The 19246-nt window shown below is 71.7% G+C and carries 13 protein-coding genes and 2 pseudogenes; 12 read left to right on the plus strand and 3 right to left on the minus strand.

Going from position 1 to position 19246, the window contains the following annotated elements:
- Nucleotides 1–3 precede the first annotated feature (3 nt).
- The 7 genes from QTQ03_RS03590 to QTQ03_RS03620 are packed head-to-tail and all read left to right on the plus strand — an operon-like array spanning nucleotide 4 to nucleotide 10185.
- Nucleotides 4–1587: a nitroreductase family protein gene (locus tag QTQ03_RS03590; RefSeq protein ID WP_289276707.1), complete on the plus strand. Its 1584-nt coding sequence runs from the start codon at nucleotides 4–6 to the stop codon at nucleotides 1585–1587.
- Nucleotides 1584–4313 carry a lantibiotic dehydratase gene (locus QTQ03_RS03595; protein ID WP_502889686.1) on the plus strand — a complete coding sequence of 910 codons (2730 nt, stop codon included), beginning with the start codon at nucleotides 1584–1586 and terminating at the stop codon, nucleotides 4311–4313. Before QTQ03_RS03590 ends, QTQ03_RS03595 begins: the two co-directional genes overlap by 4 nt.
- The gene (locus QTQ03_RS03600) at nucleotides 4313–5380 is read left to right on the plus strand and encodes a lantibiotic dehydratase C-terminal domain-containing protein (RefSeq protein WP_289276708.1); all 1068 of its coding nucleotides are present in this window, start codon (nucleotides 4313–4315) and stop codon (nucleotides 5378–5380) included. Before QTQ03_RS03595 ends, QTQ03_RS03600 begins: the two co-directional genes overlap by 1 nt.
- Entirely contained in the window at nucleotides 5377–6573 is a 1197-nt protein-coding gene (locus tag QTQ03_RS03605; RefSeq protein WP_289276709.1) for a zinc metalloprotease, read from the plus strand. The genes QTQ03_RS03600 and QTQ03_RS03605 overlap by 4 nt, the downstream gene beginning before the upstream one ends.
- Nucleotides 6570–7496: an ABC transporter ATP-binding protein gene (locus QTQ03_RS03610; RefSeq protein WP_289276710.1), complete on the plus strand. Its 927-nt coding sequence runs from the start codon at nucleotides 6570–6572 to the stop codon at nucleotides 7494–7496. The genes QTQ03_RS03605 and QTQ03_RS03610 overlap by 4 nt, the downstream gene beginning before the upstream one ends.
- Nucleotides 7493–8248 carry an ABC transporter permease gene (locus QTQ03_RS03615; RefSeq protein ID WP_289276711.1) on the plus strand — a complete coding sequence of 252 codons (756 nt, stop codon included), beginning with the start codon at nucleotides 7493–7495 and terminating at the stop codon, nucleotides 8246–8248. The genes QTQ03_RS03610 and QTQ03_RS03615 overlap by 4 nt, the downstream gene beginning before the upstream one ends.
- Nucleotides 8245–10185, plus strand: coding sequence for a TOMM precursor leader peptide-binding protein (locus QTQ03_RS03620; RefSeq protein ID WP_289276712.1), 1941 nt, complete (start codon nucleotides 8245–8247; stop codon nucleotides 10183–10185). Before QTQ03_RS03615 ends, QTQ03_RS03620 begins: the two co-directional genes overlap by 4 nt.
- Before the next feature lie 185 nt (nucleotides 10186–10370).
- Here the strand turns inward: QTQ03_RS03620 and QTQ03_RS03625 are convergent, their stop codons facing one another.
- Nucleotides 10371–10547, minus strand: coding sequence for a thiazolylpeptide-type bacteriocin (locus QTQ03_RS03625; protein WP_012182712.1), 177 nt, complete (start codon nucleotides 10545–10547; stop codon nucleotides 10371–10373).
- Nucleotides 10548–10695: 148 nt separating this feature from the next.
- Here QTQ03_RS03625 and QTQ03_RS03630 point away from each other — a divergent pair, with 148 nt between their 5' ends.
- Nucleotides 10696–11982 carry an amidohydrolase gene (locus QTQ03_RS03630; RefSeq protein ID WP_289276713.1) on the plus strand — a complete coding sequence of 429 codons (1287 nt, stop codon included), beginning with the start codon at nucleotides 10696–10698 and terminating at the stop codon, nucleotides 11980–11982.
- A gap of 128 nt (nucleotides 11983–12110) precedes the next feature.
- Here the strand turns inward: QTQ03_RS03630 and QTQ03_RS03635 are convergent, their stop codons facing one another.
- Entirely contained in the window at nucleotides 12111–14363 is a 2253-nt protein-coding gene (locus QTQ03_RS03635; RefSeq protein ID WP_289276714.1) for an FUSC family protein, read from the minus strand.
- A 198-nt stretch (nucleotides 14364–14561) separates the two neighbouring features.
- Between QTQ03_RS03635 and QTQ03_RS03640 the strand changes: the two are divergent.
- From QTQ03_RS03640 to recD2, 4 genes and pseudogenes are all read left to right on the plus strand, one after another.
- Nucleotides 14562–14735: pseudogene (locus QTQ03_RS03640) on the plus strand (YrrC family ATP-dependent DNA helicase); the annotation flags it as partial.
- A 60-nt stretch (nucleotides 14736–14795) separates the two neighbouring features.
- Entirely contained in the window at nucleotides 14796–15116 is a 321-nt protein-coding gene (locus QTQ03_RS03645) for a transposase (RefSeq protein ID WP_502889683.1), read from the plus strand.
- Complete coding sequence (locus QTQ03_RS03650) at nucleotides 15113–16009, plus strand: IS3 family transposase (RefSeq protein WP_289276716.1); 897 nt, start codon at nucleotides 15113–15115, stop codon at nucleotides 16007–16009. The genes QTQ03_RS03645 and QTQ03_RS03650 overlap by 4 nt, the downstream gene beginning before the upstream one ends.
- Nucleotides 16010–16043: 34 nt before the next feature.
- Nucleotides 16044–18104: pseudogene (gene recD2, locus QTQ03_RS03655) on the plus strand (SF1B family DNA helicase RecD2); the annotation flags it as partial.
- Between the two features lie 352 nt (nucleotides 18105–18456).
- Here the strand turns inward: recD2 and QTQ03_RS03660 are convergent.
- Complete coding sequence (locus QTQ03_RS03660) at nucleotides 18457–19242, minus strand: MBL fold metallo-hydrolase (RefSeq protein ID WP_289276717.1); 786 nt, start codon at nucleotides 19240–19242, stop codon at nucleotides 18457–18459.
- Nucleotides 19243–19246: the final 4 nt, after the last annotated feature.

Below are 19246 nucleotides of genomic sequence, written 5' to 3' on the forward strand. Positions count from 1 at the left end.
GCCATGACGCCTGCCAATCCCGGCCTCGCCCACGCCTACGCGACCGCGATCCTGTGCCGCAGCCGCGAGCCGATGCCTCCGGTCGACTTCACGCCCAACTGGGACGACGCGCCCCGCCGCGGCAAGTACTACCCGCAGGCGAGCGCTTTCGGGCTGCCCGCCCCGCCGAGCGCCGGCGTCGACCTGGACACCGCGCTGCGTGGCCCGGGCGACGCCGACGAGCCGTTCACGCTGCCGCTGCTGGCCGGTCTGCTGCATCATTCGTACGGGCTGCTCGGGCGGCGGCTCGGCATCCAGGCCAACTCCGACCTGCCGGTGCTGCCGTCGTACGCGTACGCCAACTGGCACCGCGGCACCGCTTCCGGCGGCGGGCTGTACCCCTGCAGCGTCTACTGGGTCGCCGGACCCGGCGCCGGGGTCACCCCGGGTGTCTACTACTACGCGCACGCCCGGCACGCGATGCAGCGGCTGCTCAGCGGTGACGTCAGTGCTCAGGTGAACGCGGCGGTCGACCCGCCCCGACCCGCCAGCCAGTTCCTGGTCATCGGGGTGAAGTACTGGCAGAACGCCTTCAAGTACAACAACTTCTCGTACCACGTGGTATCGATGGACGTGGGTACGCTGCTGCAGACCTGGCGCCTCTGGGCCGGTGCCCAGGGCCGGCGGATCCGGCCGGTGCTCTGGTTCGATCAGGCCGCCGTCGGCGATCTGCTCGGGCTCGCCTCCGACGACGAGGCGCTCTTCGCCGCCGTACCCCTGACCTGGGCCGCGCCCGCCCCCGCCCGTCGGGAGGAGCCGGCGATGGTCCGGGTGCGGCACCGCGACCAGGAACGGTCCCGGACGCTGCTCAGCTTCGACACCCTGCAACGGATCAACCGCAGTACCGCCGCGGCGGTCGACCGGCCCGCCACCGGGGCGCTGGCACCCGCCGCCGCCCACCCGGCGTCGCGGGGTGGTACCCGCGTGCCACTGCCCGCCGCCGCGCCGCTGACGCTGTCCGTCGAGGCGGCCCTCACCGCCCGCCGCAGTAGCTTCGGCCGGTTCCTGCACCGCCGGCCGATGGCGGCGGAGCAGCTCGCGGCGCTGCTGCGGGCCACCACGGCCAGCACGGTGCCGTCCGAGATCGACGGCCCCGTCGACGGCCCGCTGGCTCGGATCTATGCCTTCGTCAACGCGGTGGCGGGTGTGCCCGCCGGGGGGTACGCGTACGACCCGCAGGAGCACAGCCTGGTCGCCGTCACCGGTGACCCACCGGGGGCGTTCCTACAACGCAACTACACGCTGGCCAACTACAACCTGGAGCAGGCCGCGGTCGTGCTGGTGTCGACGGTGCGTACGCACGCGGTGCTGGACGCCACCGGCGACCGGGGTTACAACCTCGTCAACGCCACCGCCGGTGCGATCGCCCAGACCTTCTACACCGTCGCCGCCGCGCTACGTCTCGGCGCGGGGGTCGCGCTGGGCTTCGACGGCGTATCGTACGTCGAGGAACTGGGGCTCCTCGAGAGCGGCGAGTTCCCGCTGCTCATCATGCTCGCCGGCGAGGAACGCGGGCAGCTCGGCGACTACCGTTACGAGCTGCGGTGACCTCGTCCGTGCTGTCGCAGAGTCCGCTGCCGGGCGCGGCCCCCGCCGGCTGGCGCACCGGCGCCTACTTCACCGCCCGGATCGCCGGCCTGCCCCTGTCGACGGTGAGCCCGTTGCGCTGCCCCACGGCGTGCGCCTGGGCCGACGACGTGCTCGCCCTGGAGCACCGGCTCGCGGCCGACGGTGCGCAGCTCAGCCAGCTCCTCTACGAGCTGGTCAACGACAACGAGGACGAGTCGGCCCGGCGGCGACTGTTGACGCTGCGCCGACAGATCTTCAACAACGTCCTGCCGGCCGCGCCCGAGCCGGCGCTCGCCGCGGTCGAACAGACCCGACCGGAGGCGCTACCCACCGTGCGGCGCTGGCTGGAGCGACGGGCGCGGCTCGCGCGGCGGCACGACGAGGGGAATGCGATCTTCGCCGCCGACGTCACCCGGGCCCGCGCGCAGCTGTGGCGGCTGGCCGACGAACCGCGCCTACGCGGCGGGCTCCAGCTCGCCTCACCGACCCTCGACGAGCAGCTCGACGCCGGGATCCCGCCGGAGCTGACCCGGCCCGCAAACAAGCGGACCCGTCGCGTCGAGCGCTCGCTGCTGTCCTACCTGTACCGCACCGCGTGCAAGACCAGCCCGTTCAGCACCTTCACCGCGGTCGCCCTCGGCCGGGTCGCCGACACCGGGTCGGGGCTGCGGATCACCGTCGGCGAGCAGTGGCAGCGGCACGTCCGGCTCAACGTCGTCCTGGTCACCCGGCTCGCCGACCTGATCAGCTCCGACCCGCAGCGGCGCGGCGACCTGGCGGTGGCGCTGAGCCCGGGGTGGCGCCGTGACGCCGACCGGATCCGCTACGTGCGACACTGGGTCACGGTCGGCGACGACAGCGCCGCGGTCAGCTTCGACTCGGTCCGCGACGGGCTCTTCTTCCTGCGCCGCAGCGGCGTGTTGGACGAGCTCACCGCCCTGCTCCAGGACCGCGGCACGATTCGCTGCGCCGACCTGGTGGACCGGCTCTGTGCGGATACCGGGGCCGACCGACCCGACGGCGAGGCGTATCTGTCGACGCTGCTGCGGCTGGGCATGCTCCGACTGGTCGGCCTCGACACCGACGTGCACGTCGCGGACCCGATCCGGGTGCTTGCCGATACCCTCGGGCAGCTCGACCGGCCGTGGGCCGAGCGGCTCGCCGGCCGGCTCCACGAGATCACCGAGCTGGTCGACGCCTACCGGCAGGGTGACCTCAGGCAGCGCCGTGAGCTGCTGCATCGGCTGCGGGCAGCGCTGCACGCGACAATGCGGTCACTGGGCGAGGAAGATCCGACCCTGCCGCAGACGCTGCTGTACGAGGACAGCCGGGTCGCCGGCGAACCCGTCGCCATTGCTGCCGGGCTCTGGCAGCGACTGGTCGGTGCGGACCTCGCCGCCGTGGAGCGGGTGCTGCCCGCCTTCGACCAGAACCTGCCGCACCGGATCATGTTCCACGGGTTCTTCCTGGCTCGGTTCGGCGTCGGCGGTCGCTGCGACGACCTGTTGCGGCTTGTCGAGGACTTCCACGACGACCTCTACGACCAGTACTCCTCCTACACCGCGGGGCGCCGCCCGTTCGCCGAGGACGGCAGCTACATCCCGGAGGAGAACTGGCTGGGCCGGCCCGAGATGACCGCGCTCGACCAGGCCCGGCAGCTCTTCGCCAGGCGGCTGGCCGCGCTCGCCGACGCCGATCCACAGCGCACCGAGCTGTCGCTGCCGGCCGAGCTGCTCGACGAGGTGGGGGCGTTGCTCGGCGACACCACCCGCGGTGTCCACCCGCAGGGGCACTTCGTCCAACTGGCGCTGCGCGAACCCGATCCGCTGCTGGTGCTCAACCAGTCCTTCGGTGGGCTCTCCTTCCCGTTCAGCCGGTTCACCCACTGCTTCGATGCCGACACCCCGACCCTCGCCGAACGGCTGCGCGCCCAGGCGGCCGAGATCACCCCGCCGGGCGTGGTCTTCGCCGAGCTGACCGGCGGCGCGGCCACCACCAACCTGAACCTGCATGCCCGGCTCACCGACTACGTCGTCGTCTGTCCCGGCGAGACCAGCAGTGTCCCGGTGGATCGGCAGCTCACCCTCGACGACCTCTATCTGGCGCACGAGCCGGAAACCGACCGGATCGTGCTCCGGTCGACCCGCCTCGACAAGGAGGTCGTCGCCGTCTACCTGGGCTACCTGGTGCCGATGGCGCTGCCGCAGATTCCGCGTACTTTGCTGTTGCTGTCGCCAGCGTCGATGGTGCGCCTCGACGTGTGGCGCGGGGTGCCCGCCGTGGCCACCGCCGACGGTGTCACCACCCGGCCGCGGCTGCGTGCGGGCAACGTTGTGCTCAGCCGCCGCAGCTGGTCGGTACGGGTAGGCGAGCTGCCCGACACGGGCGACCCCGGCGCCAGCCCGGCGGCGTTCCTCGACTGGCGTCGGTGGCGGGCCCGGCACGGCGTGCCCGAGCAGGTCTTCGCCACCGTCTACCCGGCCGACCCGGGCCGGCTGGTGAGCAACCCGAAACCGCAGTACGTCGACTTCGGCAGTCCGCTGTCGTTGCAGGCGCTGCGGGCTGCCCCGAACGGGCCGGACGACCAGGTCGTCCTGCGCGAGCTGCTGCCCGCCGCCGACGAGCTGGCCGCTCACGGTGAGCGCGGCGGGCACGTCAGTGAGCTGGCTGTGGAGACCTTCCGCACCGAGGAGAGGGACACCTGATGACCTCGTCTGCCGCCGCGCCCACCGCCGCCGGGCACACCGCCGACCGGCGAGGACAATGGCTCGCGCTGCACGTCTTCTACGCGGCAAACCCGCAGCCGCTGCTGGTCGAGTGCGTGGCACCGCTCATCCGGGAGCTGACCGCGCAGAACCTGCTCGCCGGCCACTTCTTCATCAACTACTGGTTGGAGGGGCCGCACGTGCGGCTGCGGCTGCGGCCGCGTACTCCGGCCGACGAGCCGGCGGTGCGGGCGGGCGCCGAGGCGGCGGTCAGCCGATTCCTCGCCACCCGCCCCGCGTTGTACGCGATGGGCACCGGCTACCTGCGTGAACTCTACGACATCCTCTTCGCGCTGGAGTTCCCCGACGGTCGGCCGGCGGAACTGGTCGACGCGAACGGACAGATGCTGCTGAGACCCAACAACTCCTACAGCTACCGGCCCTACGAGCCGGAGTACGGCAAGTACGGCGGGCCGGCGGGCATCGAGGTCGCCGAGTGGCACTTCCAACACTCCAGCGACACGGTGCTGCGGGCCACCTCGTCGATGAACCTGCACCTGCGACCGGTGGTGCTGGGCACCGCCGCGCAGCTGATGACGGTGCTCGCCGGCACTTTCCTGGCCGACCGGGAGGACCTGGTGGACTTTCTCGACCGGTACCACCACTACTGGCATCGGGCCTTCGCCGGCACCAACCTCATCGGAGTCGACGAGTACACCCGGATGTACGACAGCGTCGCCGGGGAGTTGGGCCGTCGGGTGCGGCGGATCCTCACCCTCGTCGCGCGCGGTGAGACCCAGCGCCTCCCCGGGTTCCTGCGCGGCTGGGCCGAGCACGCCGTCCAGCTCCGGAGGAAGGTGACCGCGCTGGCCGCCTCCGGTGAGCTGGTCGTCAGCGCGTGGAGCGGCGGCGACCGGGTCATCACCGACCCCGGGGAGGCGCTCGCGTCGCTGCTCTCGCCGTACCTACACATGACCAACAACCGGCTGCAGGCCACCATCCGCGACGAGGCGTATCTTTCCTATCTGCTCGCCCGGGTGCTACGTGAGTCGGCGGTGTCGGCGTGACACATTCGGGCCTGCTGGCCAAACGTCCCCGGCTGCGCGAAGATCTGATCTTCTCGCGGCCGTTGCGGCGTGGCCCCGACACGGTCTACCTGCTCAAGGATCGGCGCAGCGGCCGGGCGTTCGAGATCGCTCCGAAGGAGCAGTTTCTGCTGCGACGCCTCGACGGCGTCCGGTCCCTCGGAGAGGTCGGCGCCGAGTACGCCGAAGAGTATGGTCGCCGCCTCGGCGACGCGCACTGGACCCGTCTACTGTGGCTGCTGCACGAGCGTGACCTGCTGTCGGCGCACTCTGCGGGTCCGGCTACCGCGTCCGGCGGCGGCGAGCGTGCGGCAACCGGCCGGGGACCGTCCGGCGCGCTGGGATGGTGGGCGCACCGGCTGCGGTGGCTGCTGCGCCCGGCGGTCTTCGCGCTGCTCGCGGTGCTCGTCGCCGCCGTGCTCGCGGTGGTTGGGCTGCGGCTCGGCCCGCTCTGGCAGACTGCCCGCCCGGCCTTCACCGACCCGGTCAGTCTGGTGGCACTGGCGTTGCTCGCCTGGATCAGCGCGGCGCTGCACGAGTTCGGTCACGCGTTGGTGGCCGTCCACTTCGGTGCCACCGTCAACCGGATCAACCTGGTCACACTCACCTGCAGAATCGAGGACTATCTCTACCTTCCGCGTCGGTCCCAGCAGGTGATGATCGCGGCGGCCGGCGCGGTGGTCAACGGGCTGGTCCTGTTGCTCGCCGGCGCTGCGCTCATTGCGCTGCCGGGTGCCTTCGTCAACCAACTCCTCAGCGCGGTCGTGCTGGTCAGCGTCGTCCAGACGCTGGTCAACATCATCCCCCTGCCGCCACTGGACGGCTACAAGATCGTCAGTCACCTGCTGGACCTGCTGGACCTGGCCCCGGAGAGCCGCCGCTACCTGACGACCGTCCCCCGGCGGCTGCTGCGCCGGCCCGGCCAGCGCTACCCGCGACGGACCGCGGTCTGTCTCGGACTCTTCGCCACCTGGTGGCTGCTCGCGATCGCTGCCGCCGCCGGCGTCGTGATCTTTTCCGTGGGCGCCCTGCTCCGGCCTGCTCTCGGCGCGCTCGCCTATGTACTGCCGGCCGCTGCCGTCGGCCTGACGTTCGCCGGCTGGCTGGCCCGGCCACGTCGGCGGCGTCCGGCGGGCCGGGCCCTGTCGCAACCCACCAGTGAGGACAACCAGTGAAAGGCGAGCCGATGTCACCCACCGACGGTCCAGCAATCGTGCTGGACGCCGTGAGCAAGTCGTATGGCGAGGTGAGGGCGGTCGATGGGATCTCCCTCTCGATCGGCCGCGGCGAGTTCTTCGGTCTGCTCGGCCCCAACGGCGCGGGCAAGACCACACTCATCGAAATGGTCGAAGGACTGCGTACCCCCGACACTGGCAGCATCACCGTGCTGGGCATGTCGCCGGCCCCGCGCGACCTCGACCTGCTGCCGCTGATCGGCGTGCAGACCCAGCGATCGGCATTCTTCACCCGACTGACCGCCCGCGAACACCTGGTGACGGTCGCTGCCCTCTACGGCCTCCCCCCGGCCGCCGCCGAGCGGGCGCTGGAGCTGGTCGGGTTGACTGGCTCGGGTGACGTCCGGGTCACCAAGATCTCCGGCGGTCAGCGCCAGCGCCTCGCCATCGCCTCGACGCTCGTCCACGACCCTGAGGTGGTCTTCCTGGACGAACCCACCGCCGCGCTGGACCCGGAGGCCCGCCGCGACCTCGGCCAGATGCTGCGCAACCTCAAGACGATCGGCAAGACCATCGTCTACACCACCCATCACCTCGACGAGGCGCAGACACTCTGCGACCGGGTCGCGATCCTCTCCGCCGGGCGCATCCTCGCGCTCGACAGCCCCCGCGAGCTGATTGCCCGCTCGAGCATCGGCACCCGACTGGTCATCCCCGCTGGCCGGCTCAGCCCGGAGCGGGCCGGCAACCTCGACGGCGTCGACGGCGTCGACGTCGAGGACGGGATGCTCGTGCTGCGTACCGCGCACACCGCCCGGGTGCTCGCCGCCCTCGGTGGCGAGGCCAACCTGGACGACGTGGAGACCCGACCGGCCACCTTGGAAGACGTCTACCTCGAGCTGATCGGAGCCCCGCAGGCATGAGCGCATACGTCGCACTCTCCCGAGCCGTCTACAAGGCGACAGTCCGGGACGCCACGACACTCTTCTTCACCTTCGCCTTTCCGCTGATCTTCCTGGTCATCTTCGGGCTGATCTTCCGAAACCAGGAGGTCGCCGATACCGGCCGCGGATACGTCGACTACATCGCCCCGGGCGTGCTCTCGTGGGGGCTGGCCAACGCCGCTCTCTTCGGAGTGGCGTTCACCCTCATGCAGTGGCGCAACGACGACCTGCTGCGCATCATCCGGCTCTCACCGACCAGCATCTGGTCGGTGATCGGCGCCCGTTACGTGGTCGCGTTGGGCATCGGAGTGGCGCAGAGCCTGCTCTTCGTCGGCGTCGCCATGCTGCCGGTCTTCGGCATGCGCCCGGATCCGACGTGGCCGCTCTCGATCCCGATCATGCTGCTCGCGGTGACGTCGTTCCTCGCCTTCGGCCTGATCGTCGGCTCCGCGGCCAACACCCCGGAGGGGGTTGCCGCAATCGCCAACTGTGTCGTGGTGCCGATGGCCTTTCTCTCCGGCTCGTTCTATCCCCTCGAACTGATGCCGGGCTGGCTACAGGAGGTCTCCCGGGCGTTGCCGCTGCGGTACGTCAACGACGGCATCACGTACGCCTTCACCGGCTTCGGCACCATGAATGGCTACCTGCTTTCCTGCGCCGCGCTGGTCGCTTTCACCGCGGTGTTCGTGGTCGTCGGGGTGCGCACCTTCCGCTGGAGCAACGACTCATGACCCGCACCGCGGCGGCGGCAGCGCGCCCTACCCCGCTCTCCGCCGCCGCGGCCCGGCTGCGAGGGCACCTGCGTCGCCGGTGGACGGCGCAGCCGGTGGGCGGTGAACCGCGGGTGGTGACGCTGGGCGACGCCGACGCACTCGCAGCGCCCGCCGCGGCCGATCCCGACCGTCGCGACGCGGCCGTGCACCTCGACGCCGCCACCGTGCTGATCGGTCCGTCCGGCGGCGCGGCGGGCCGGGCCTGCGGGCACTGCCTGGCCATCCGGTGGCAGCGACTACGTACCCGTAGCCAACGCGACGCCCTGGAGGTCGGCGACCGGACGACCGCGGTCGGTCCGTGGCCGCAGCTGACCGCCTACCAGCTCGACGCCGTCTGGGATCTCTACCGCGCCGTCCACGCCGGCCCACCACTGCCACCGCCGCCGAGCTGGGACCGGCACAGCACCCAGCTGCCCCGGGTCAGCCAGCTCGACCTCGGTAGCCTGCGGGTACGCAGCTACCCGCTGCTGGCCGAGCCGCGCTGCCCCAGTTGCTCCGTTCCACGACCCGATGCCCCCGACGGTCCGGTGCTCGCGCAACAGTCCCGGCCCAAGCCGCGCCCCGACGGGTACCGGCTGCGCGCACCGGACGGCTATCCGCTGCCGCGAACCGCGCTGGTCAACCCGGTCTGCGGCATGCTTGGCGTGGGCACCCAGCTCACCATCACATCACCGACAACCGCGCCGGTGACCGGCAGCGTCTTCATCCGCGGCTACGGCGGGCTGCTCGACGTCTCGTGGAGCGGCCAGTCCAGCGGCTACGACGCCAGTCGTTCGTTGGCGTACCTCGAAGGGCTGGAGCGCTACGCGGGGACCCACCGGCGGCGCAACGTCAGCCCGGTCGTCGCCGCGTACGCCGACCTCGGTGCGCAGGCCCTGCACCCGGATCGCTGCGGCGCCTACCCCGACGCGGTGTACGAGGCCGACCCGATCCTGCGCCGGTTCGACCCGCAGCGGCCGATCCCCTGGGTGTGGGGGCGGAACCTGCACACCGACACGCCCGTGCTGGTGCCCCGTCGGCTGTGCTTCTACAGTTCGCCGGCCGCCGGCGACACCTTCGTGCTGGCCTCCTCCAGCGGCTGCGCCACCGGTAGCTGCCTGGAGGAGGCGGCCCTGTTCGGGATGTTGGAGTTGATCGAGCGCGACGCGTTTCTGCTCGCCTGGTACGGCAACCTGACACTGCCCCGGATTGACCTCGACACCTGTCCGTCGGTGGTACGTGCGTTGGTCGATCACGCCGAGTTGCAGGGCTACCGCCTCTACGCCTTCGACAACCGGATCGACCTCGACGTCCCTGTGGTCACCAGCCTCGCCGTCCGTCACGATGGTGGTCCCGGCCTGCTGTCGTTCGCTGCGGCAGCGCACATCGACCCGTCGCAGGCGGTCACCGGTGCGCTCGCCGAGGCGCTCACCTACATTCCGCACCAACCCGCCACGGTGCGTCGGCGGCGGGCCGAGCTGGAGCGGATGGCCGACGACTACACTCTGGTCCGACGGCTGCCGGACCACTCAGCGCTCTTCGGCCTGCCCCGCATGGCCGTGCACGCCGACAGCTACCTCAACAGTGGTGATCCGCTGCCCGCCGGCCAGGTGTTCGCCGGCTACCGCCCCCCGGGCACCCGGGACCTGCGCGACGACCTGCACCGGGTGCTCGATCTGCTGGGTGCGCGGGGGTTCGAGGCAATCATGGTGGATCAGACCTCACCGGAACAGGAAGCGGTCGGTCTCCACTCGGTCTGCATGATCGTGCCCGGCCTGCTTCCGATCGACTTCGGCTGGATCCGGCAGCGGGCGCCGTACCTGCCGCGGCTGCGGACCGCGCCCGCGGTGGCGGGCCTCGCCGACGCCGACCTCACCGACGCCGATCTCCGCCTCGTACCGCACCCCTTCCCGTAGGCCGGTTCCACGAGTGGGACGGGGAGCCACAGTGTCGCGAGGTTCCCGGCGACGGGCACGTCGCACGGATCAGGATCGTGCCCGGTCGCCCCGCGCGGACGTGTCCGCGCCGGGACGTCGCGCCGCGCCGGGCACACGGAGACGTCGGGCCGCGACCGGGCGGCCCGACGTCGTGCCGCCGGCGGTCAGGCCGAGCAGCTGGTGGTGGAGGTGGTGCTGCTGCACGTCGAGGTGGTAGCCGACGAGGAGCACGAGGCGAGGATCGCCTCGGACGCGTCGGCGTAGTCGGAGATCGCGAAGGTCTCCGACTCCAGTTCCAGGATCTCCTCGGCGAGGGCGTTGAGGTCGGTCTCGGGCGCCATGGTGGCTCCTCACGGTTGGTGTCCGGCCGGCTTGTCCGGCCCACCGCAAGCACACCCCAGCGCGCTCACCGATCGCCCACAGCCACCATCGCAAACCGCTGTCATCCGATGTCAGTGGGGTGACAGCGGCCTGCGCTTGGCTGGTGTCATGGCACCACCCGCAGCGCAGACCGCCACCCGCCCCGCTGATCCGACAGTCGATCGGGAGATCGTCGCCGCCGCGGCCCGGCTCTACCGTGACCTGCACGCACATCCGGAGCTCTCCGGGGCGGAGGAGCGCACCGCGGCCCGCTTCGCGGCCGCGCTGCGGGGGATCGGGTGCCAGGTCACGACCGGGGTCGGCGGGCACGGAGTGGTCGGCGTCCTCCGCAACGGGGCCGGCCCGAGTGTCCTGATCCGGGCAGAGCTGGACGCGCTTCCGGTCGCCGAGGAGACCGGCCTGCCGTATGCCAGCACCGCTACCGGCGTGGCCGCCGACGGCCGGACCGTGCCCGTCATGCACGCCTGCGGGCATGACCTGCACCTGGCCGCGGCGGTCGGCGCCGCCGCCCACCTGGCCCGGGACCGGGACGACTGGCGGGGAACGCTGCTGATCCTGGGCCAGCCGGCCGAGGAGACCCTACGGGGTGCGGCGGCGCTGCTCGACGACGGCCTCTACGAGCGCTTCGGCCGCCCCGACCTGCTCCTTGCCCAGCACGCCGCGCCGCTACCGGCCGGAATGGTCGCCCACGGCACCGGCCCGATGACGGCTGGCTGCGTCACGCTGGACGTCACCGTGCCCGGACGTGGTGGGCACGCCGCCACTCCGCACCTCTGCGTGGACCCCGTGGTGCTCGCCGCGACCATCGTCGTGCAGTTGCAGGCCGTGGTGGCCCGGCAGGTCAGCCCGGCCGATCAGGTGGCGCTCACCGTCGGTACGCTGCGCGCCGGCCACCATCCAGGCGTGATCGCCGAGCAGGCCAGCCTCGGGGTGACGATCCGGGCGCTGCACGAGCCGACGCTGGATCGCGTGCTGGACAGGGTGACCCGCACCGTCCGGGCCGCCTGCGAGGCCGCCGGCAGCCCGCGTGAACCCACGGTACGGGTCGTCTCGCGTACCCCCGTCTATCTGGGGGACCGGGCCGCGACCGCGCGGGTGCGGGCCGCCCACGAGCGGGTGTTCGGGCCAGAGCGGGTCGGTTGGTGGCCGCCCTCCCTGGCGTCCGAGGACTTTCCGCTGTTGACCGCCGGGGGAGTACCCAGCAGCTACTGGATGCTCGGCACCGTGGGGCCGCGCCAGTGGCGGGCGGTGCCCGGCGCCAACGCGGCCGAGAAGCTCGGTGGCCTTCCGACGAACCACAGCCCGGCCTTCGCTCCGAGCGTCGAGCTGGCCCTGCCGACTGGTGTGGTGGCCCTTGTTTCCGCCGCCCGGACGCTACTCGCCACGAGTTCGTGACCGGCTGCGCCGATGTCCGTGCCGTGGCGGTCGGCCCCGCATGCCGGTCGTGAACCGTGCCGACGGCTCCTCTGGGTGCCAGCGACACGACCTGGAGACCGTTCAGTGGGCGACTTCGTCGGCGCTGGTCACGGACCTGGCGATGGTGGATCATCGGTGGTGCGGACGGCCCGCCGGGCCGGTGCGGGGACCCGGGTGAGGCATCGGGCGAGGTCGGCGAGCCAGAAGTCGACCGCGACCAGGCACAGGACGTCGGCCCGGCGTTCGCCGCCCTGGATGATCTGGTGGACCTGCTCGACGACACCCGTCGTGGCTGTCGAGTCGGGCGCTACGGGCCGGAATCGGCCCTGCGGCAGGTGGCTGGCAACATCGGTGTAGGCGGAGCGCAGCCGCTCGGCCCGGCGCACGAGCCGGGCCGTGGGCTCGGGCCACCACGGTGTCAGTGTTCTGGCCCGGTCACCGGCGAGGAACTCCTCCGCGCCGCGCACGATCCGATGCCCGGCGGCCAGGATCGCCTCCCAGTTCACCTCGGCCAGTCGCGGATCGTGGCGCTCGGAGTGGTACTGGCAGAACGACGCGTCGGTCAGGGCCTGCGCCCGGTGCGCCGCCTCGACCGCATGTCGGCCACCGTTTCGTCCCGCCAGTGTCGTGACGGTCTCCTCGATCGCGTGGGCTCCGGCGTCGAGGTAGGCGGCCATGCGGCGGCAGAGTTCACCGCCACCGCCCCGCGGCCACATGAGGATGCCGGAGACGACGCCGACGGCCGCGCCGATCAGGACGTCCAGCAGGCGGACACCGGCCAGTTGCCAGTCGGTCGGGGTGAGCTGAGCGAAGACGGCGATCAGCAGCAGTGTGAGCAGCGCCTGCCCCCAGACCAGCCCGAGCAGTGGACCCACGCCCAAAGCCAACAGCAGGGTCAGTGGCAGAATAACCGCGTACGTCTCCGGCCGGGGGGAGGCCAGCAGGAGCAGGGCTCCGGCGGCGGCGCCGACGACCGTACCGGTCAGCGCCAGGCCAAACGTGGCGCTGGTGTCCGCGGCGGAGGTCCGCAGGAGGGTGAGGACGGCCAGGAGCACCCAGAAACCGTGCATCAGGTCCAACGTGTCGGCGATCAGCCGGGCAGCGGCCAGAGCAACGGCGAGCCGAAGCGCCCACTGGAAGTACACCGAGCGCGGGGTGAGGTGCGTGCGCAGCCGTTGCCAGTACAGCGACGGGACGCTGCGCCGCACATACCAGAACACGTCCGGTCCGGCCGGCGGTTGCGTCGTGTCCAGCCGGTCGGCGTGGTTGTTGAGCACCGCCCGGCGTCGGCCGCCCGCGACCCGGACGGCCGACGCGACGAAGTCGGTATGCTGTGCCAGCGTCTGGGTGATCGTATCCACGCGCAGGTGGCTGGCGGTAGCCGACCGCCACGCGTCCGGCCGCCGGCGCCGCGTTGTCACGGCGGAATCCGGAGGCGCGGGCTCCGTTCCCCACGGTGCCACGGCCGCGTCCGGAGACGCCGGCTCCGTTCCCGACAGGGCGTCGGCGGAGCGGCGGAGGGACGCCGCGCAGCTCCGGAGTAGCGCGGCCGCGTCCACGTCTGTTGTCGCCGCGCCGTTCGGCAGGAGTGCCTCGGCGATCCGGACCGTCTGGTGCAGGCCGGTGGTCGCGTCCCGCAGCGCACGGTCGCGCCGGCTCGCCGACGTCGCCCGCTCGGTCGGCGGCAGGCGCCACATCTGTGTCTGCTCGACGGCGTCGTCCGCTCGGGCGTGGCGCCGCCGTGCCTCCTCGTCGGCGCCCGGTTGCCCGGCCAGTACGTCCGCAAGCGCGGCGACGAACGCGGCGACGCCTCGCGCGGCACCGGCCAGGCGCTGTGCGAAGGTGACCGGCGCGGGGCCGGGCCAAAGCGTCACCTGGGCGACGCCGACCAGCCCGACGGCGAGCGTTACCCCGGCCAGCCGGGCCGGCAGCGTGTCGGGCTGGTACGGCGGGAAGCAGGCCAGGATGTAGAAGAGCTGAAACGCGCCGGCCAGGCCGATCAGACGAGGTCCGCCGACACCGGCGAACGCGACGGTGAACCCGACCACGAACATGCCGGCCGCGGCGGCCCAGGGGTTCGCGGCCAGCACCGTGCCGGCGGCCACCAGCATCCACACGACGGGCAGCGCGGCGAGCAGCGTCCGTGTCCGCTGGGCCGGCCGCCCCGGCAGCGGGGCGAACACTCCGGTGGCGACGACACCGAGCAACGCGTACGTCGCCATGATCGGGTTACCGAGGCCGTAACGGCATCCGTAGAAGGCAAGGCAGCCGACGAGGGTCAGCCGTGTCGCGCGGCGGGTGAGGCGGTAGTCCGGGTCACGCTGGTGAAGCCGGTCCAGGACACCGCGCCGCGACCACACGTGCGCAGGCTATCGAACCGACCGCTGGCCATCCGGTTTTTCGGCGGATCGGGAAAGCGCCCCTGCTCGTTCTCCATCGGCTGGTTCCACGTGTTTCGGCACACCTGCCACGTCACTTCGTGGCGGGTGTGCCCAGTACGTGCGGCAGGCGAGCGGCTGGCCGGGTGGGTGTCGGTGGCCCGGTCGGCAGGCGGCACGATGGGTACCGTGAACGCTCCTGCCCGCGCACCCCTCGCCACGTTGGAAGCGGTGCTCGAACGGCTGACCTACGTCAACGAAGACACGGGCTACACCGTCGCCCGGGTCGCCACCGACCGGGGCAGCGACCTGTTGACTGTGGTGGGCGCGTTGGTGGGCGCGCAGCCGGGCGAGTGGGCCTGACCCGGTTTGACGGACATCCCAGCTCAGAGGGGCTGTGTGCTCCTCGGGAGGATGTTCATCATGGAAGGCATGGGCAAGAAACCACGCCGGCCGCGCAGAGCGTTCACGCCGGAGTTCAAGGCGGAGATCGTCGAGGTGTGCCGGCGGGGTGACCGATCGGTGGCGCAGGTCGTGAGGGACTTCGACCTGACCGAGACCGCGGTCCGTGAGTGGGTCAGGCAGGCCGACATCGACGCCGGCACCCGCAGCGACGGGTTGACCAGCGACGAGCGCGACGAGCTGGCGCGGCTGCGGCGGGAGAACCGCCGGCTCCGCGAGGACGTCGACATCCTGAAACGGGCCACGGCTTTCTTCGTGAGGGAGACCCGGTGAACGTGTACCCGTTCATCGAGGCGGAGAAGGCGCGGCCCGACGGGAACGTGAAGCGTTCCTGTGAGCTGCTGGAGGTCTCCCGGTCCGCCTACTACCAGCACCGTGCCGGGCCGTCGCGGCGGGAACGCGACGACGCAGACCTCGCCGCCCGCATCGCGCAGATCCACGCCGACTCGGCCGGCACCTACGGCGCACCCCGGGTCCGCGCCGAACTCGCCGGCCAGGGGCGGCGGCACTCCGGCAAGCGGGTCGCCCGGCTGATGCGGGGCGCCGGGTTGTGCGGCCGCACGCCGAAGCGGTGGCGCACCACGACCGTGCCCGACCCGGGGGCGGCGTTGTCGGCGGACCTGATCCGCCGGGACTTCGACGTCGCCGCCGGCCGGGTCGACACCCGCTGGTGCGGCGACATCACCTACATCCACACGTGGGAGGGCTGGCTGTACCTCGCCACCGTCATCGACATCGCCTCACGCCGGGTTGTGGGCTGGGCGACCGCCGACCACCTACGGACCGATCTGCCCGCTCAGGCGTTGTCCAACGCGATCGCCGTCCGACGCCCGACCGGGCCGGTGATCTTCCACAGCGACCGGGGTTGCCAGTACACGAGTGCGCAGTACGCCCGGCTGGCCGACCGCAACGGGGTGCGGTTGTCGGTTGGTGGGCGGGGTCAGTGCTGGGACAACGCCGTCGCGGAGTCGTTCTTCGCCACGATCAAGACCGAACTGCTCGACCGGAGGGCGTGGCCGACCCGGGCCGCCGCCCGTGCGGCGATCTTCGAGTGGATCGAGGGGTGGTACAACACCCGCCGCCGCCATTCCACCCTGGACTACATGAGCCCGGCCGAGTATGAGGCGACGGCCTATTCCCGCAGGCCAACGAGCAAGGTAGCGTGAGATCAACTTACCGACCCTGTCCGTCAAACCGGGTCAACCCCACGAGACGTTGCGGTTGCACGGGCGGTGGTCGTCGCATCCGCGCTACGGTCGGCAGTTCGAGGTCGACTCCTACACCACCGTGCTGCCGGCCACCATCCAGGGCATCCAGCGCTACCTCGGGTCCGGACTGGTGAAAGGCATCGGGCCGGTGTTCGCCGAGCGGATCGTCGCTCACTTCGGCCTGCAAACCCTGCGGGTCATCGAGGAGGAACCCGCCCGGCTGGTGGAGGTGCCGGGGCTGGGTCCGAAACGCACGGCGAAGATCACCGCGGCGTGGGAGGAACAGAAGGCCATCAAGGAGGTGATGGTCTTTCTTCAGGGCGTCGGCGTCTCGACCTCCCTGGCGGTGCGGATCTACAAGCAGTACGGCGACGCGTCCACCGACGTGGTCACCAAGGAGCCGTACCGGCTGGCCGCCGACGTGTGGGGCATCGGGTTCAAGACGGCCGACACCATCGCCCAATCTGTGGGAATCCCGCATGACAGTCCGCAGCGGGTCATGGCCGGCCTGCAGTACACCCTGTCCGAGGCCACCGACAACGGCCACTGCTACCTACCCGAACCCGAGCTGGTCGCCGACGCGACGAAGATCCTCGACGTGCCCGCCGCCCTCATCACCCGCTGCCTCGGCGACCTGGTTGCCGACGAGGGTGTCGTCCGTGAGTCCCTGCCCCGCGACGGCGGCCAGCCGGTGAGCGCGGTGTACCTGGTGCCGTTCCACCGCGCGGAGCAGTCCCTTGCCACCTGCCTGACGCGCCTGCTCAACGGCCCGGCTGACCGGCTGCCCCACTTCGCCGCCGTCGCCTGGGGGAAGGCCCTGGCCTGGCTCAAGGCCCGCACCGGCAACGACCTCGCCCCGGAACAGGAGCAGGCGGTCCGCCTCGCCCTGACCTCGAAGGTCGCGGTACTGACCGGCGGGCCGGGCTGCGGCAAGAGCTTCACCGTACGGTCGATCGTCGAACTCGCCACCGCCAAGAAAGCCAAGGTCACCCTCGCCGCCCCGACCGGCCGGGCCGCCAAGCGCCTCGCCGAGTTGACCGGGCACCCCGCCGCGACCGTGCACCGGCTGCTCCAGCTGCGCCCCGGCGGGGACGCCTCCTACGACCGGGACAACCCCCTCGACGTCGACCTGCTCGTCGTCGACGAGGCATCCATGCTCGACCTCATCCTCGCCAACAAACTCGTCAAGGCCGTCCCGCCCGGCGCACACCTGCTCCTGGTCGGCGATGTCGACCAGTTGCCCTCCGTCGGCGCCGGCGAAGTCCTACGGGACCTGCTCGCCGCTCCCACCGTCCCGCGGGTGCGGCTGACGCAGATCTTCCGCCAGGCCGCCCAGTCCGGTGTCGTCACCAACGCCCACCGCATCAACGCCGGCCGCCCACCCCTGCTCCAAGGCCTACCGGATTTCTTCCTGTTCGCCTGCGACGACACCGAGACCGCCGCGGCGCTCACCGTCGACGTCGCCTGCACCCGCATCCCCGCGCGCTTCGGGCTCGACCCGCGCCGGGACGTGCAGGTCCTCACCCCCATGCACCGTGGCCCGGCCGGCGCGGGCGCCCTCAACGGCATGGTGCAGCAGCGGCTCACCCCGCACCGCGAGGGCCAGCCGGAGCGGCGGGCGGGCGGGCGTGTGTTCCGCATCGGCGACAAGGTCACCCAGATCCGCAACAACTACGACAAGGGTCAAGCCGGGGTCTTCAACGGCACCCTCGGCATCGTCACCGCTCTGTCCACCGAGGAACAGACTCTGACGGTCCGCACCGACGAGGACGAGACCATCGACTACGACTTCGACGAGCTCGACGAACTCGCCCACGCCTACGCCATGACCATCCACCGCGCGCAAGGCTCCGAATACCCCGCCGTGGTCATCCCCCTGACCACCAGCGCCTGGATGATGTTGCAACGCAACCTGCTCTACACCGCCGTCACCCGCGCCAAACACCTCGTCGTCCTCGTGGGGTCCCGCCGCGCCCTCGCCGCCGCCGTGCGCACCGTCGGCGCCGGGCGCCGCCACACCGCCCTCGGAAACCGCCTCGCTGCCGGTCGCTGACACGCTCGGCGGCAGCCGCCGTCCTGGCGCCGGCGCTCCTGCCACCGATCGCCGTCACGTTCACCGACGCACGCGGGCGCGCCAATGCGTTCGGCGTCTACGGGCCCCGCAGGGCGCGGGCGGAGCCGTACGCACCGCCCACCGCTGCCCGCCCCTGCCAGCCGTCCCGCGCCGCGACCGTGCGGCGGTGCGGGACGGCGGCACCGGGCCCGGATGCCGTCGAGGTGTGACAGACTCCGCGGTCGACAACCTCGTCCGCAACATCCTACGGCGTGTCACACGCGCCCCGAAGGACGCGGATTCGCCCTGCTCGAGCCGGCCGAAAGCACTGGGCGAATCGCCGGCGCGGACGCTAGCCGGCGGTGCTGAGGATGGCGAACGCGGCCGGGTCGTGAGCGGAGAAGATCGTCAGATCCGGTTCCGCGCTGGCCTGCACGGCTGCGAGGCGGGCGTGGTTCTCGTGTACCTTCTTGCGATCGTATGCGACGAGAGTCTCCATCGCGCGCAGGGCGAGCGGCACGCCGCCGCGTCCGCCGATACTGCCCGGGTGATAGAAGGCGTCGCCGGCATGAAACAGCCAGCGATCGCCCGCGTCAACCGCCACGCAGGCGTGGCCGCGGGTGTGACCAGGCAGGGGGACCAGCACGATCCCGGGTGCGATCTCGTCCAGGGGCTTCGCGGCCGCGAAACCGCGCCACGGCTCGCCGGTCGTACCGTGTTCGACGATGCGTGGACCGTGCTCCCACTGGGCGGGGCGGAACCGGCTCCGCTCGCGCCAGGTCGGCGGGGTCCGGGCGCCGAGCACCTCGTCGGCGGTGGCGTGAACGGTCGCGTGCGGGAAGTCGGAGAGGCCGCCGATGTGGTCGGCGTCGAAGTGGGTGACGACGATGTGTCGTACGTCGTCACGCCGGAAGCCGAGGCGTTCCACGTGCCGTGCGGCTGTCTCGTCGGGATCGAGCACGGGCCGCACGACGCCCCGCACCGGGCCGATGCGGCGCTTGGGATCGGCGATGTCGTCGAGGCCGTGGCCAGTGTCGACGAGGACGAGGCCGTTGTCGGTCTCGACGAGCAGCACGTGGCACACCAGAGTCGCGGTGAGTATCCGCATGGTCCCGCAGTTGAGGTGGTGCACCTTCACTGTG

It is taken from the genome of Micromonospora sp. WMMA1363 (genome assembly GCF_030345795.1).
Lineage (GTDB): Bacteria > Actinomycetota > Actinomycetes > Mycobacteriales > Micromonosporaceae > Micromonospora.